Source organism: Microbacterium sp. 16-032 (assembly GCF_041079455.1).
Taxonomy (GTDB): domain Bacteria; phylum Actinomycetota; class Actinomycetes; order Actinomycetales; family Microbacteriaceae; genus Microbacterium; species Microbacterium testaceum_A.
In genome coordinates, this window is record NZ_JBFYGQ010000003.1 from 98,058 (window position 1) to 112,391 (window position 14,334).

A 14,334-nucleotide genomic window follows, 5' to 3' on the forward strand; every position below is an offset into this window, starting at 1 on the left:
AGGCTGCCGTCGCGCGGCGCGAGATCGCTCTTTCGTGGACAGCCGGAAGGATCCCCGCGCTGTGCAGAACCCGCATCTACCCTGGAGCGATGTCTACGAACACGTGGCGCGCCGTGATCTCAGCCCTCGCCGACGATCGCGCACGCGACGTGTACGCGCGGATCGTGCTCGCCCAGCCGGTCGATGAAGCCCTCGACGCCCTGTCACCCGGAAAGCGTCGACGCGTCCTCGACACGCTGCTCTCGGCAGGGCTCATCTCCCCTGACGGCGCAGGATGGCGAACCGAGCCCGAGGTATTCCGCGACGCCCTCCGCTCCGCACCGGCCGCGCCCCGCGCGGCGGGCGTCGACCGCTTCTTCGTCGACGGCCGCCTCACGGTCTACCCCTCTCGAGCCGCCGACCGCGACGCCGTGCTCCTCCACATCGTCGGGCGAATGAGCGAGCCGGGCGAGATCCTCACCGAACGGGCGGTCAACGACCGGTTGGCGGCGATCGTCGACGACGTCGCGGCGATGCGCCGGTATCTGGTCGACGCCGGGCTCCTCGAGCGCTCCCGCGACGGCGGCGCCTACTCTCGCGCCCGCTGACCGCTCCGCGCGCACTCACCTCGCAACGTTTCGGCGAGGCGCACGTCTCTTCGAGCGCCGCGCCTCCACACGGTCAGAAGACGCCGGATGCCACGCCCCCGCACTCCGCAGAGCGCCGGTGGCGTGGCATCCGGAATCAGAGAACCTACTTCGTCGAGAAGCTGACCACCTTCGGCGGGCGCACGACCGCGCGCACGATCTCGCGGTCGCCGAGCGCGCGCAGCACCTTCTCGTCGGCGCGGGCCATGGCCTCGAGTTCGTCGGCGCCGATCTTGGCCGAGACCTCGAGCGTGCCGCGCACCTTGCCATCGATCTGAACGACCGCGGTGACGGTGTCCTCGACGAGCAGCGTGGGGTCGGCCTGGCGCCAGGTCGCGAGCCCGACGAATCCGTCGTAGCCGAGCGTCGCCCACATCTCCTCGGCGGTGTGCGGGGCGAACAGGTCGAGGGTCATCGCGATGACCTCGGCGGCCTCGCGCACGGCGGGGTCGCTCGCACCGGGCTTGCCGTCGATGGCCTTGCGGGTGGCGTTGACCAGCTCCATCAGGCGCGCGACGACGACGTTGAACTTCGTCTGCTCGACGAGGTTCGCGGCATCGGCCAGCAGGCGGTGCGTCACTCGGCGCAGCGACGCGTCGCCCTCGGCCCAGACCACGTCGGTCTCGCTGTCGACGTCGTGAGCGATGCGCAGGGCACGGGCGAGGAACTTCGCCGCACCGGTGGTCGAGACGTCGTTCCAGTCCTTGTCGTCCTCCACCGGACCCGCGAAGGCCAGGGCCACGCGCAGGGCGTCGGCGCCGTGGGCGTCGAGCTCCTCCTGGAACAGCACCAGGTTGCCCTTGCTCTTCGACATCTTCGTACCGTCGAGGATGACCATGCCCTGGTTGATGAGGCTCGAGAACGGCTCGGTGAACTCCACCAGACCCATGTCGAACAGCGCCTTGGTGATGAAGCGCGCGTACAGCAGGTGCAGGATCGCGTGCTCGACGCCGCCGATGTAGAAGTCGACGGGGCCCCACTTGTTCGCCTCGCGGGCCGAGAACGCCTCGGTCTCGCTGTTCGGCGAGAGGAAGCGGAGGTAGTACCACGAGCTGTCGACGAACGTGTCCATCGTGTCGGGGTCGCGCAGCAGCGTCTGGCCCGTCTCGGGGTCGGTCACCTGCACCCAGTCGGTGGCCGCGCCGAGGGGCGAAGTTCCCTTGGGCTTCAGGTCGAGCCCCTCGACCGAGGGCAGCGTCACCGGCAGCTGGTCGGCGGGAACGGGCGTGATCGAGCCGTCCTCGCCGTGCAGCATCGGAATGGGCGTCCCCCAGTAGCGCTGACGCGAGATGAGCCAGTCGCGCAGGCGGTACGTCTTGGCGGCGCGGCCGACGCCCTTGGCCTCGAGCTCCTCGATCATGCGGGCGATCGCGTGACGCTTCGAGAGCCCGTTGAGCGAGCCCGAGTTCATCATGCGACCGTCTCCGGTGAGCGCAATGCCGGTCTTGACGGGATCTAGGTCGTCGATGTCGCCGAGCGGGTCGATCGGCACGCCCTCGTCGTCGAGCTCGATCACCGGGATCGCGCCGGTGATCGGCGCGGTCGTGTCGACGACCACCTTGACGGGCAGGTCGAAGGCGCGGGCGAAGTCGAGGTCGCGCTGGTCGTGCGCGGGCACGGCCATGACCGCGCCGTGACCGTAGTCGGCGAGCACGTAGTCGGCGGCCCAGATGGGCAGCTTCTCGCCGTTGACCGGGTTGATCGCGTAGTGGCCCAGGAACACGCCGGTCTTCGGGCGGTCGGTCGCCTGGCGCTCGATGTCGGTCGCGCGCTGCACCTGAGCGAGGTAGGCCTCGAAGCTCTCGCGCAGACCCTGATCAGCGGATGCAGCGAGCTCGGCGGCCAGGTCGGACTCGGGGGCCACGACGAAGAACGTTGCGCCGTGCAGGGTGTCGGGGCGCGTGGAGAAGACCGTGATCTTCTCGTCGCGACCTTCGATCTCGAACGCGATGTCGGCGCCGACGGAACGGCCGATCCAGTTTCGCTGCATCTGGATGACCTTGCTCGGCCAGAAGCCTTCGAGCTGGTTGAGGTCGTCGAGCAGGCGGTCGGCGTAGTCGGTGATGCGCAGGAACCACTGCGTCAGCTTCTTCTTCACGACCACGGCGCCGCTGCGCTCGCTGGTGCCGTCGGGCAGCACCTGCTCGTTGGCGAGCACGGTCTGGTCCACCGGGTCCCAGTTGACCAGGGCGTCCTTGCGGTAGGCGAGGCCCTTCTCGTACAGCTTCTGGAACAGCCACTGGTTCCAGCGGTAGTACTCGGGGTCGCTCGTGTGCAGGACGCGGCTCCAGTCGAACGAGACGCCGTAGTCCTTCAGGCTCGCCTTCTGCTGGGCGATGTTCGCGTAGGTCCACTCGACGGGGTCGGCGCCGCGCTTGATGGCGGCGTTCTCGGCGGGCAGGCCGAACGAGTCCCACCCGATGGGGTTGAGCACGTTGTACCCGCGGTGGCGCCAGAAGCGCGCCACGATGTCGGAGTAGAGGTAGTTCTCGGCGTGACCCATGTGCAGGTCGCCCGAGGGGTACGGGAACATCGCGAGCACGTACTTGCGAGGGCGCGTGTCGTCGTCGCCACCGGCGCGGAACGGGTCTTTCTCGGCCCAAGCCTGCTGCCACTTCGCCTGGATGGCGTGGGTGTCGAAGCCCCCCTCGCGGGGGTCTGGTGCGGAGTTCTGAGACACGGATGAAGCCAATCGTGAAGGTCGGGAGGCCGCGGGGGCCAACCTCCAGGCTATCGGACGCGCAGGTCACCACCCGGGCGGGACCTCGGCTCCCAGGGCCGCCAATGGAGCCCGGGCCTTGATCCCCACTTCGGCGACTTCGGATGCCGCGACCGAGCGCCACGTGATGCCGCCTCCCGCCCCGACCCAGGCGGCATCCTGCTCCACGACGACGCTCCGGATGACCATCGCGAGATCCGCCGCCCCGTCGTCGCCGATCCAGCCGAAGGCTCCCGAATAGATCCCCCGTTCCTCCCCTTCGAGCCCGGCGAGGATCTGTATCGCGGACTGCTTCGGCGCGCCCGTCATGCTCCCGGCGGGGAACGCGGCATCGAGCAGCCCGCCGATCGTGGTGCCCGGCACGAGCCGCCCCGACACCTCGCTCACCAGTTGGTGCACGGTGGGATACGTCTCGACCTCGAGCAGCCGGTCGACCCCGACCGTCGAGGGGTCGCACACCCGGGAGAGGTCGTTGCGCATGAGGTCGACGATCATGACGTTCTCGGCCTGCTCCTTGGGATCCGCTCGCAGGTGCTCGGCGAGCGCCCGGTCGCGGTCCGGGTCGGTCGAGCGAGGACGCGTGCCCTTGATGGGGTGGGTGTGCACGCGACCGTCGCGCACCTCGAGGAAGCGCTCGGGAGACGAGCTGACCAGGGTGGTGCCGCCGATGCGGATGAGACCCGCGTGGTGCGAGGCCGAGGCCTGCCGCAGCCGGCGGAACACCGCGACCGCGTCGTGCCGCCCGGGCACGGTGAAGCGGGTGGTGAGGCACAGCTGGTACGCGTCGCCCTCGCGGATCCGCTCGCGACAGGCGCCGATGAGGTCGGCGTACCGCTCGGGCTCCACTCGGCCGGATGCCATGCCCCGGGGCTCCGCCGCGCCCACGGTCACCGGGGGCGGTGCGCCCGCGACCCGCGCGGCGAGGTCGGCGTCGCCGAAGACGTGGACGCGGCGGCGGGCGTGGTCGAATGCGACGAGGGCGGCGACGCGCAGCCAGGCGTCCCGTCCTTCGTACGAGCGCCAGCCGACCCAGCCGCCCCGGAACGGGCCGCTGTCATCCGTGGGTCCGCCGGCGGGTGCGGCATCCCTCTGCAGGGGTGCTGACGCGTCGTCGAGGCGACCCGAGCCCATCCAGCTCCACCCCGTCGGCGCCTCGCGTCCGGCGTCCAGCCAGAACGCGTCCCCGCCCGTCGCGAACACGTGCAGGAAAGCCGCCTCGGGGTCGACCCACCGCGGCAGGGTGAACGGAGGGGCGGAGCGGGGCACGCTCTCAGGCTAGAGCGGGGATCCGGCCCTAGGCTGACGGAGGTGAATGAGATCCTCACCTGGTTGCTCGACGTCGTCCAGAACGTCGACCCCGTGCTGCGCACGATCATCGCCGGGATCGCGGTCATGCTCGAGACCAGCGTGCTCGTGGGGCTGGTCGTCCCGGGCGACACGATGGTCATCGTGGCCGGCACCGCCGTCGCCTCCCCGGTCGAAGGGGTCGTGCTGGCCGCGGCGATCGTAGTGGGCGCGCTGCTCGGTGAGAGCCTCGGGTTCTGGCTCGGTCGCTACTTCGGTCCGCGTATCCGCGCCTCGCGCCTCGGCCAGAAGCTCGGCGAACGCAACTGGGAGCGGGCCGACCGGTACCTCCGTCGTCGCGGCGGACCCGCGATCTTCCTGTCGCGCTTCCTCCCCGTGCTGCACTCGCTCGTTCCTCTCACGGTCGGAATGAGCGGCTACAGCTATCGCCGCTTCCTCGCCTGGACCACCCCCGCGTGCGTCGTGTGGGCGAGCCTGTACGTCACGGTCGCAGCATCCGCTGCGGGGACGTACCGCGAGCTGTCCGACCGCATCCACGGTGCGGGCTACATCTTCGTCGGCATCCTCGTCGCCTTCATCGTTCTGGTCTTCGTCGGCAAGAAGATCATCGAGCGGCTCGAACGTCGCCATCTCGCGGACGAGACCGCTCCTCTCGAACCGGTGGACGGTGACGTGAAAGACTGAGGGCGATGCCTCGTTCCCCTCGCGCCAAAGTGCTCTGGTTCGCCCGACTCGAGCGCCGTTTCCACCGCTGGCGCGAACGTCGAGCGCGCGCCCGCGGACTGCGTCCCGCCGTCACGGGTTTCCCGGGGTACGGGACCGAGGAATGGGTCCGCGTGCTGGGCCGCGTGCTCATCGCCCCGCCGATCAAGCGCACGTCGACGGGTGAGTTCGCGAGCTTGCGCGGGTGGCGAAGCTTCGCGGCCGTGCCGGTCGGCTTCGGACAGGTCGACGTCACGATCGACGGCGTCACGCATCGTGTGGTCGCCGACCGCGGTGGAGTGATCGATGCCAAGCTCCCCGCGACGCTCAGCCCCGGCTGGCAGAGCATCACGATGTCGGTCGAAGGCAGCGAGCCGGCCGAGACGCGCGTGTTCATCGTGGGGTCCGACGTGCGCTTCGGCGTGGTGAGCGACATCGACGACACCGTCATGGTGACGCTGCTCCCCCGCCCCCTGCTCGCCGCGTGGAACTCCTTCGTCGTCGACGAGCACGCGCGACAGCCCGTCCCCGGGATGGCGGTCATGCTCGAGCGCCTCACGCGCGAACACCCGGGAACACCCGTGGTCTACCTGTCGACCGGTGCCTGGAACGTCGCGCCCACGCTCACCCGCTTCATGCGCCGCCACCTCTTCCCCGCCGGGTCGTTCCTGCTCACCGACTGGGGGCCGACCCACGACCGGTGGTTCCGCAGCGGCCGAGAGCACAAGGAGCAGAACCTCCGACGCCTGGCCGCGGAGTTCCCCGACGTGAAGTGGCTCCTGGTCGGCGACGACGGCCAGCACGACGACGCGATCTACACCGGCTTCGCGATCGAGCACCCCGAGAACGTCGCGGCCGTCGCGATCCGGCGACTGCTCCCCGCCGAAGCGGTGCTCGCGGGTGGGCGGACGGTCGTCGACGACCACTCCGCCGCCGAAGTGCCCTGGGTGACGGCCTCGGACGGCGCGGGTCTCCTCGAGCGGCTGCGCAGCACGGGCGTCATATCCAACGAGGCCTGATCCCCGATGCCGCGGCCTCGGTGCGTCCGGCGTAACGTCAGCGATTCGCGCAAAGTCAGTGGCATCCCGCGCCTCACGGCTGAGGATGCGCGGAACGCTGAGGATGTGCGCGGAGGCGACCGAGCGCGAGGCCCGATGTCGGAGGTGGCGCGTACGGTGGGAGCATGTGCGGTCGTTTCGTCGTAGCCAATGTGGCCTCCGAGCTCGTGGGGGTGCTGCGCGTCGACGTCGAGGCCGACGAGCTGCCCCGGCCCTCGTACAACATCGCTCCGACGTCGCAGGTCGGCATCGTGCTCGACTCGATCAAGAGCGAACCCCCGGTCCGCCGGCTCGAGGTCGCGCGCTGGGGGCTCATCCCGGGGTGGGCGAAAGACGTCAAGATCGGCGCACGGGCCTTTAACGCGCGATCCGAAGAGGTCGAAGACAAGCCCATGTTCCGTAACGCCCTCATCAAGCGACGCGCTGTGATCCCGGCATCCGGCTACTACGAGTGGAAGACCACTGACGAGGGCAAGACGCCCCACTACATCCACCCCGCCGACGGTTCGCCGCTGTTCTTCGCGGGGCTCTACGAGTGGTGGAAGAACCCCGCTCTCGCCGACGACGACCCCGCCCGCTGGGTGCTGAGCTGCACGATCCTCACGCGCGATGCGATCGGACGGCTGGGCTCCATCCACGACCGCATGCCGCTGTTCATGGATCCCGACTTCGCCGACGCCTGGCTCGACCCCACGACCGAGAACGTCGGAGACGTCCTCGACGCGGCCATCGACGCCGCGCCCGACATGGCCGAGACGCTCGAGGACCACGTGGTCTCGGCGGCGGTAGGCAACGTCCGTAACGACTCCCCCGACCTCATCGAGCCGGTCGAGTGACGCTGGTCGCGACCCGAACCGTCCTGACGCGCGCGGAGTGGACGGACGCCGCCGAACAGCACGCGCATCGCGCTGACGCGCTCACCGCCGATCACCGCGCCCGCGCGAGCCGCGCGCAGAAGCATCCCGTCGAAGACTTCCTCTTCACGTACTACTCGTACAAGCCCGCCATCCTGCGGCGGTGGCACCCGGGTCCCGGGGTCGTGCTCGAAGGGGCCGACGAACGCGCCGCGTGGAGGTGGTATCGGGCCGAGCCCGAGGGCATGCGAGTGGATGCCGAACGCTTCCGCTCCGAGAAAGGGTCGATGTACCGCGGCATCGTCAACCTGCTGCGCGCCACCCTCGATCGACCCGCGAAGTTCAGGTGCTTCGGTCTGCACGAGTGGGCGATGGCCTACCGCGCCGACGAGGTGCGGCACGCCGTGCCCCTGCGCCTCGGTCGCGACGGCACCGACGCGGTGGTCGACGCCCACGACCTCACGTGCACGCACTTCGACGCGTTCCGCTTCTTCACGCCCGAGGCCGTCCCGCTCAACCGCACCTCCCTCAGTCGCGACGACCAGGTGGCGAGGGAGCAGCCGGGCTGTCTGCACGCGGGGATGGACGTCTACAAGTGGGCGGTGAAGCTCGGGCCCCTGGTCCCTGGGTCGGTGCTGCTCGACGCGTTCGAGCTCGCGCGCGACATCCGCACGCTCGACATGCAGGCCTCCCCCTACGACCTGACCGACTGGGGGTACGCGCCGGTGGCGATCGAGACCCCCGAGGGCAAAGCCGAGTACGTCGTGCGCCAACGCGCGTTGAGCGAGCGCGGGCAGGCCCTTCGACGGGCGGTCGTCGACGCCGCAACGGAAGCGGGCGACACGCCCGACGGCGCCGATTTCTTGCCTCCGCGATCCGTGTTGTAAGCTCATGGAGTTGCCTCAAACGGGGCGGAAAACAAAAAACGGGCCTGTGGCGCAGCTGGTAGCGCACCTGCATGGCATGCAGGGGGTCAGGGGTTCGAGTCCCCTCAGGTCCACCACGAGAGAAAGCCTCCGCTTCGGCGGGGGCTTTCGTCGTTTCCGGAAACGGCCTGTCCCGGTGGGTGGAGCTCACGGCATCCCTCCGCTCCGCACAACCTCGGTGATTTGCACACCCTCAGCCCGAAGGCGCGGGATGCCACCGATTCTGCGCGGATCGCTGAGGTCACGCCGTGCGCCGGGCACGCGGCATCCCGCGACAACCGCCTCACCGGGCACGCGCACGACGAAGGGCGCCTCCCCTCGACGGAGAAGGCGCCCCTCATGGAGGTGTCAGCGGGACGACACCGTCTCGCGGGACTTCGCCTCGTGTGCCTCGCGCATGACCAGCTCGTCGTCGAGCCAGTTGGGCGCCTTGTTGCGAAGGGCGAAGATGTAGACCGCGAGCGACGCCGCGATGATGACCGTGACGTACACGATGAACATCGGCACCTGCGAGGTCGACTGCGCTCCGGCGTACAGCAGGGGCGCCGTGCCGCCGAAAAGCGAGTTGGCCAGCGCGTACCCGAGGCCGACGCCCAGGGCTCGCACGTGCGTTGGGAAGAGCTGCGCCTTCACGAGCGCGTTGATCGAGGTGTAGCCGGTCAGGATGACGAAGCCGCCGAGCAGGATCGCGAAGGCGGCGAACTCGTTGGTCTGCTGCGGGAGCATCGTGATGAGGAACCACGTGTAGAGCACGCCGCCGACGCCGAAGAAGACGAGCAGGGACTTGCGACCGACCTTGTCGGACAGCCAGCCGCCCAGCGGCTGCATGAGCATGAGGGCCGTCAGCGCGATGAGGTTGATCACGGTACCGGTGACGACATCGCCGCCCGAGAACGCGGTCTTGACGATGTTCGGCCCCGTGACCGAGTACGTGTAGAACGCGACGGTGCCGCCGGCCGTGACCGCGAAGCACAGCAGGAGCGGGCGCCAATTGTTGACGAGCAGATCGCGCATCGAGCCCGAGTCCTTGGCGCGACCCGCCTTGTTGTCGTCGAGCACGTGCTTCTCGAGGGATTCGTCCATCGTGCGGCGCATCCAGAACACGGCCACGGCGGCGACACCGCCGATCGCGAAGGCGACGCGCCAGCCCCACGCGGTGATGGCCTCGTCATCGAGGTTGAGCACCATGATCAGCAGCGTGGTCTGTGCGAGCACGTGACCGCCGACGAGGGTGACGTAGTGGAACGACGACAGGAAGCCGCGCCGACCGGGCACGGCGGCCTCGGACATGTAGGTCGCGCTCGTGCCGTACTCGCCTCCGGTCGCGAAGCCCTGAACGAGACGGGCGAAGACGAGGATGATGACGGCACCCACGCCGATCATCTCGGCCGTGGGGGCGAAAGCGATCACCAGCGAACAGAACGCCATGAGCGACACCGACACCGTCAACGACAGACGGCGACCGTACCGGTCGGCGAAGCGGCCGAAGAACCACGAACCGATCGGCCGCATGAGGAAGGTGACGGCGAAGATCGCCCACACGTAGATGGTGGAGTTCTTGTCGTCGGAGCTGAAGAACTGCGACTCGAAGTACACCGCGAACACGGAGTAGACGTACACGTCGTACCACTCCACGAGGTTGCCGGCCGAGCCTTTGAGCGTGTTCGAGATCGAACGCCGCAGACTCGTGGGGATCGTCGTCGTCGTTGACATGAGGAATCCGATCGGTCGAGGGACGTTGGTCGTCTCGTCACCGCCGGCGGAAGAGGCCTCCGGCAGCGGTGACGAGGCGTATCGGCCATCGTGGCCGCCGCCTACGCCGCCGGGCGAGATCCTTACAGTCGCCTTACGTTCGTGGGCCGCGGCGCCGCGGAGCCTATGCCTACGATGGAGCATGCACGTACTCGTCGCCGAGGACGACGGCTCCGTCGCCGCGGCCCTCGTCTCGGCCCTCGGCCGCGCCGGTCACACGTGCACCCGGGTGTCACGCGGCAGCGATGTGCTCCTCCGTCACCGAGACGCACAGGCGGTGCTCCTCGACCTCGGTCTCGAGGATCGCGATGGACTCGATGTGCTCCGCGACCTGCGCGAGGTCACCCAGATCCCGGTGATCGTCGTGACAGCGAGAGGCGACGAACGCTCGACGGTCCGCGCGCTGTCACTCGGCGCCGACGACTACCTCGTCAAGCCCGTGCGTCTGCACGAACTCCTCGCCCGACTGATCGCCGTCACACGCCGGTACAGCCCGCCCGAGGAGCCGATGCGCGTCGAGACCTCCCAGGTGTCGATCGCCGTCGACGCCCGCCGCGTCCGCGTCGCACACCGCGAGGTGTCGCTCACGCCCAACGAATTCGGCATCCTGCTGTCCCTCGCCCGTCGCGCGGGGACCGTCGTGAGTCGCCGGGTCATCCTCGACGAGGTGTGGGGCGACGCGTACGCGGCGTCGTCGCGATCGTTCGACGTGCACATGGGCCAGGTGCGGCAGAAGCTCCCCGAGGTCACGATCACGACGGTCCGCGGGTTCGGATACCGCCTCGAGGATGCCGGGTGAAGCTGCGCGTCCTGCTCCCGTTGCTGGTCTTCGGGCTCATCGCCGTGATCGCGGTGCTCATCCCCGTCGCCCAGTCGATCGCCGACTCGCGGACGCAGCAGGTCGCCCTGCAGCGCCAGGCGTCGCTCGATCAGGTCGTGCAGCGCGCCCGAACGGCTCTCGTGCAGGGCGGGACATCGAGCCTGCAGACCTACGTCGACCGGTTCCACGCGGTGTACGGCGAGGCCGTGCTCGTGCTCGACGAGAGCGGTGACGCGGTGGCCTCGGCCGGGGGCCTCTCGCCCGACGTCGATGTGCGCTCCATCGCCGGGGCGGCGTCGCGGGCCATCCCGCAGGTGTCTCTTCCGCGCGTCACCCCGTGGGCGCCGGACACCGCACTGGTCGCCGTCCCCGTCATCGCCGCGGGCGATCTGTCGACCGGTGTGGTGGTGATCGAGGTCGACCTCGCACGCGCGAAGGCCGATGTCGGTGCCGCGTGGGCGCTCGTGGCGGTCGTCGGCTTCCTCCTGCTCTCCGCGCTCATGGGGGCATCGTTGCTGTGGACGCGGTGGATCCTGCGGCCTGTGCGCGCCCTCGATTCGGCGGTCGCGGCGCTCACCGCCCACCGCGAGCCCGTTCCCCTTCGTCCGACCGGGCCGCCCGAGCTCCGCCGGCTCAGCCGGGCGTTCACGACCATGACCGACGAGGTCGAGAACACGCTCGAGCAGCAGCGCGGCTTCGTGGCCGACGCGTCGCACCAGTTGCGCACTCCCCTGGCCGCCATCCGATTGCGCGTGGACTCGCTCCCCCGGGATCCGGACGCCGCTGACGACCTTGCCGCGGTCGACCACGACCTCGATCGGCTGGAGCACACCGTCGAACGCATGCTGACACTCGCGAACGCCGAGCACCGAGCCTCGGCCTCGCGGCAGGGGTACGACGCCGCGCGCGACGAGGGGGCGGAGCGCGAGTGCCGGGTGTCGGCATCCGAGCTCGGGGATCTGCACCGGTGGCGGCTCGACGAGGCGGGCGTGACGCTGGAGGACGCGGACGACACGGTCGTCGCGGTGCCGTGCGGCCGAGCGGACCTCGACGAGATGGTGCAGGTGCTGCTCGACAACGCCGCCAACTACGCCGGGAGAGGAGCCCGTGTGGGTCTGACCCTGGACGACGACGGTGAGGGCGTGACGCTGCGCGTCGACGATTCGGGCGCGCATCTCGCCGACGCCGACCTCGAGAGCATGGGCACCCGGTTCTGGCGCGCGGGCGCCCACCGGTCGACACCGGGGACCGGCCTGGGCCTGGCGATCGTCGCCGAGCTGATGCGGGCGGCCGGCGGCACCCTGCACCTCGAGCGCTCGGCCAGGGGCGGCCTCGCCGCGCGACTCGAGTGGAGGCGGCGGTGACGACTCTGACCCGACGCGCGTTCTTCTCGGTCGTCGCGGGTGCCGGCGCCCTCTCGCTCGCCGCGTGCTCCACGCCCGCATCGACGCCCCTCGTCCTCGGCTGCGGCGAGCCGGGCGGCAGCTACCTCGAGTTCGGTCAACTGCTCGCGGCCGCGACCGCGTCGTCGACCGCGGTCTCGGTCTCGCCGCTGCAGAGCGAGGGCAGCATCGACAACCTCCGTCTTCTGCGGGAGCGCCGCGTGGACCTCGGGCTCTCGCTGGTGGATTCGGCAGCGGATGCCGCGGACGACATCGTCGCGATCGGACGCGTCTACCAGAACTACCTGCAGTGCATCGTGCGCGCGGACGCGGGGATCTCGCGGCTCGCCGACCTGGCGGGGCGCACGGTGTCGCTCGGCGCCCCGGGGTCGGGCGCTGCGGCGACGGCGAGACGGGTGCTCGACGCCTCCGGACTCGACCCGTCGACCGGTGCGGGACCCCGGACGGTGGAACGCACGTTCCGCGGTGCCGTCGACGATCTCGCCGCGGGACGGATCGACGCGTTCTTCTGGTCGGGCGGGGTGCCGACCCCGCAGATCGCCGCCCTCGCCGAGCAGGTCCCGGTCTCGGTGATCGACACGACCCCCGCTCTCGCGGCGCTCAGCGCGCGGTTCCCGGACGTGTACGCCGCCACGACGATCCCCTCCGGCGTCTACGGCGCCACCAGGGCCGTCCCCACGATCGGCGTCGCGAACCTCCTGCTCGCGCGCGCCGACCTCGCCGATTCGCTCGCTCGCGCCCTCGTCGACGCACTCATCGACGACGCCCCCGAGCTCGTTGCGCCCGATGCGCTCGGCATCCAATATCTGACGCCGGCGAGTCTCATCGACACCTCGCCGATCGCCCTGCACCCGGCCGCCGAGCTGCGGTACCGCGAGCGGTACGGCTGAGCACGCCTCAGTTCACGCAGGGCACCGACCCCGCGCGCATCGGCTGCTGCGAGTCGGTGTACACCGACGACGTCGGGGAAGGAGACGCCGCGGGAGCGCTCGTCGCGGGCGCATCGGTCGGGCCCGGCGTGGCATCCGTCCCGGGGTCCGTCGTCGCCGCGGGAGCCGGGTGGAGCAGGGCACCGACCTGAGCCGCGATGGCCTTCTGGTCGACGATGTTCACGCTCTCGCCGTCGACCGTGCCGAAGCGCTCGACCGGGAGCGTCTGGAACGTCACGTCTCCCCCGGCGAGGCGCTGGGCCGTCGAGGCGAGGCTGAGCAGGTCGAAGCCCTTGTCGACGGCCACGTACTGCTTCGCGGTGTCGAGCAGGTCCTGCAGGCGCCCGAAGTCGGTGAAGGTCTGCGCGTCGCGCAGCTTCAGCGCGAGCGACACCATGAACGCCTGCTGACGGCGCGTGCGGTCGAGGTCGGTGAGGAAGACGTCGTCGTACTTCGTGTCGCGACGCTGGCGGACGAACGCCATCGCCTGTGCGGCGTCGATCTGCTGCTCCCCCGCGACGAAGTCCGCTCCCGAGTAGGTGTCGGCGGTCGCGTGGTTGAGGCACACCGAGATCGGCTGGACGGCCTGTGCGACCCGGTAGAACGCCGCCATCGTCACCTCGACGAAGTGGTCGATCGGGACGCCGCCCAAGAATTGCGACACGGTCTGCATCTCTTCGGTGCGTGCGGCGTCGCGGGCCTGCTGATAGGCGTCGTCCTCCGAGACGCCCGCCGCGCGGAGCTCGTCGTTCTTCGCGGCGAAAGCCCGCCCGTACGCCTCTTTGATCTTGCCCTTCTTCGTCCCACCCGGAGCGCCCGCGTAGTCGACGTAGTCGTCGCGCGGGATCGACACGGCGACCGCTTGCCCGCCGCCGGCGGGGATGTGCACGTACATCAGCACGTTGGTGTTGTAGCCGCCCGCCGATGCGTCCTCGGCGTGGATCGCGTCGTAGATCTCCTGGGGGTACGGCTTGCCGTCCTCGTCGACCCGACTGTCCAGGCCCATGATGAGGATGTTCTGCTCGCCCTCGTCTTGGGCGACTCCCGGAGCGGCGGTGGGCAGCTCGGCATCGGAATGATGGATGCCGTTGGCCGCGCCGGCGAGATTTACCGCGACGAAGGCCACGGCGCCCACGACGGCCGTGGTGACGACGGCGGCGACGATGAGCAGGAGCCGACGCCGGTTGCGGCGGACGCGGTGCGAGGTCGGTGACACCGACCCAGCATGCGCTGTCGCGTC

General features: G+C 69.9%; 12 protein-coding genes and 1 tRNA gene. 9 read left to right on the forward strand and 4 right to left on the reverse strand.

What is annotated here, in order from left to right; genetic code table 11:
* The first annotated feature begins 89 nt into the window (after positions 1-89).
* Entirely contained in the window at positions 90-587 is a 498-nt protein-coding gene (locus AB6V31_RS06680; protein WP_074695019.1) for a DUF2087 domain-containing protein, read from the forward strand.
* 145 nt (positions 588-732) lie between these two features.
* Here AB6V31_RS06680 and leuS read toward each other — a convergent pair whose 3' ends face one another.
* Complete coding sequence (gene leuS, locus AB6V31_RS06685) at positions 733-3,306, reverse strand: leucine--tRNA ligase (RefSeq protein WP_143017866.1); 2,574 nt, start codon at positions 3,304-3,306, stop codon at positions 733-735.
* Between the two features lie 66 nt (positions 3,307-3,372).
* Positions 3,373-4,611: an anthranilate synthase component I family protein gene (locus AB6V31_RS06690; RefSeq protein WP_369364731.1), complete on the reverse strand. Its 1,239-nt coding sequence runs from the start codon at positions 4,609-4,611 to the stop codon at positions 3,373-3,375.
* Between the two features lie 42 nt (positions 4,612-4,653).
* Between AB6V31_RS06690 and AB6V31_RS06695 the strand changes: the two genes are divergently transcribed.
* From AB6V31_RS06695 to AB6V31_RS06715, 5 genes are all read left to right on the forward strand, one after another.
* The gene (locus AB6V31_RS06695; RefSeq protein WP_074695021.1) at positions 4,654-5,334 is read left to right on the forward strand and encodes a DedA family protein; all 681 of its coding nucleotides are present in this window, start codon (positions 4,654-4,656) and stop codon (positions 5,332-5,334) included.
* 5 nt (positions 5,335-5,339) lie between these two features.
* Positions 5,340-6,371, forward strand: coding sequence for an App1 family protein (locus tag AB6V31_RS06700; RefSeq protein WP_056231197.1), 1,032 nt, complete (start codon positions 5,340-5,342; stop codon positions 6,369-6,371).
* A 164-nt stretch (positions 6,372-6,535) separates the two neighbouring features.
* Positions 6,536-7,246, forward strand: a complete 711-nt coding sequence (locus AB6V31_RS06705; RefSeq protein WP_369364732.1) for an SOS response-associated peptidase — start codon at positions 6,536-6,538, stop codon at positions 7,244-7,246.
* Between the two features lie 23 nt (positions 7,247-7,269).
* Positions 7,270-8,151, forward strand: a complete 882-nt coding sequence (locus AB6V31_RS06710) for a 3-methyladenine DNA glycosylase (RefSeq protein ID WP_369365073.1) — start codon at positions 7,270-7,272, stop codon at positions 8,149-8,151.
* Positions 8,152-8,191: 40 nt separating this feature from the next.
* A tRNA-Ala gene (locus AB6V31_RS06715) sits at positions 8,192-8,267 on the forward strand.
* A gap of 271 nt (positions 8,268-8,538) precedes the next feature.
* Here AB6V31_RS06715 and AB6V31_RS06720 read toward each other — a convergent pair.
* Positions 8,539-9,903 (reverse strand): MFS transporter, encoded by a 1,365-nt coding sequence (locus AB6V31_RS06720; RefSeq protein WP_369364734.1) that lies wholly within the window; start codon positions 9,901-9,903, stop codon positions 8,539-8,541.
* Between the two features lie 181 nt (positions 9,904-10,084).
* On the opposite strand from AB6V31_RS06720, the gene AB6V31_RS06725 reads away from it, so the two are divergent.
* Genes AB6V31_RS06725 through AB6V31_RS06735 form a run of 3 tightly spaced genes read left to right on the forward strand, consistent with a single transcriptional unit; the run spans position 10,085 to position 13,055 of the window.
* Positions 10,085-10,741, forward strand: a complete 657-nt coding sequence (locus AB6V31_RS06725; RefSeq protein WP_369364736.1) for a response regulator transcription factor — start codon at positions 10,085-10,087, stop codon at positions 10,739-10,741.
* On the forward strand, positions 10,738-12,126 hold the full coding sequence (locus AB6V31_RS06730; RefSeq protein WP_074695024.1) for a HAMP domain-containing sensor histidine kinase: 1,389 nt from the start codon (positions 10,738-10,740) through the stop codon (positions 12,124-12,126). The genes AB6V31_RS06725 and AB6V31_RS06730 overlap by 4 nt, the downstream gene beginning before the upstream one ends.
* Positions 12,123-13,055: a TAXI family TRAP transporter solute-binding subunit gene (locus AB6V31_RS06735; protein WP_369364738.1), complete on the forward strand. Its 933-nt coding sequence runs from the start codon at positions 12,123-12,125 to the stop codon at positions 13,053-13,055. The genes AB6V31_RS06730 and AB6V31_RS06735 overlap by 4 nt, the downstream gene beginning before the upstream one ends.
* 7 nt (positions 13,056-13,062) lie before the next feature.
* Here AB6V31_RS06735 and AB6V31_RS06740 read toward each other — a convergent pair whose 3' ends face one another.
* The gene (locus tag AB6V31_RS06740; protein ID WP_369364740.1) at positions 13,063-14,310 is read right to left on the reverse strand and encodes an LCP family protein; all 1,248 of its coding nucleotides are present in this window, start codon (positions 14,308-14,310) and stop codon (positions 13,063-13,065) included.
* Between the last annotated feature and the right edge of the window lie 24 nt (positions 14,311-14,334).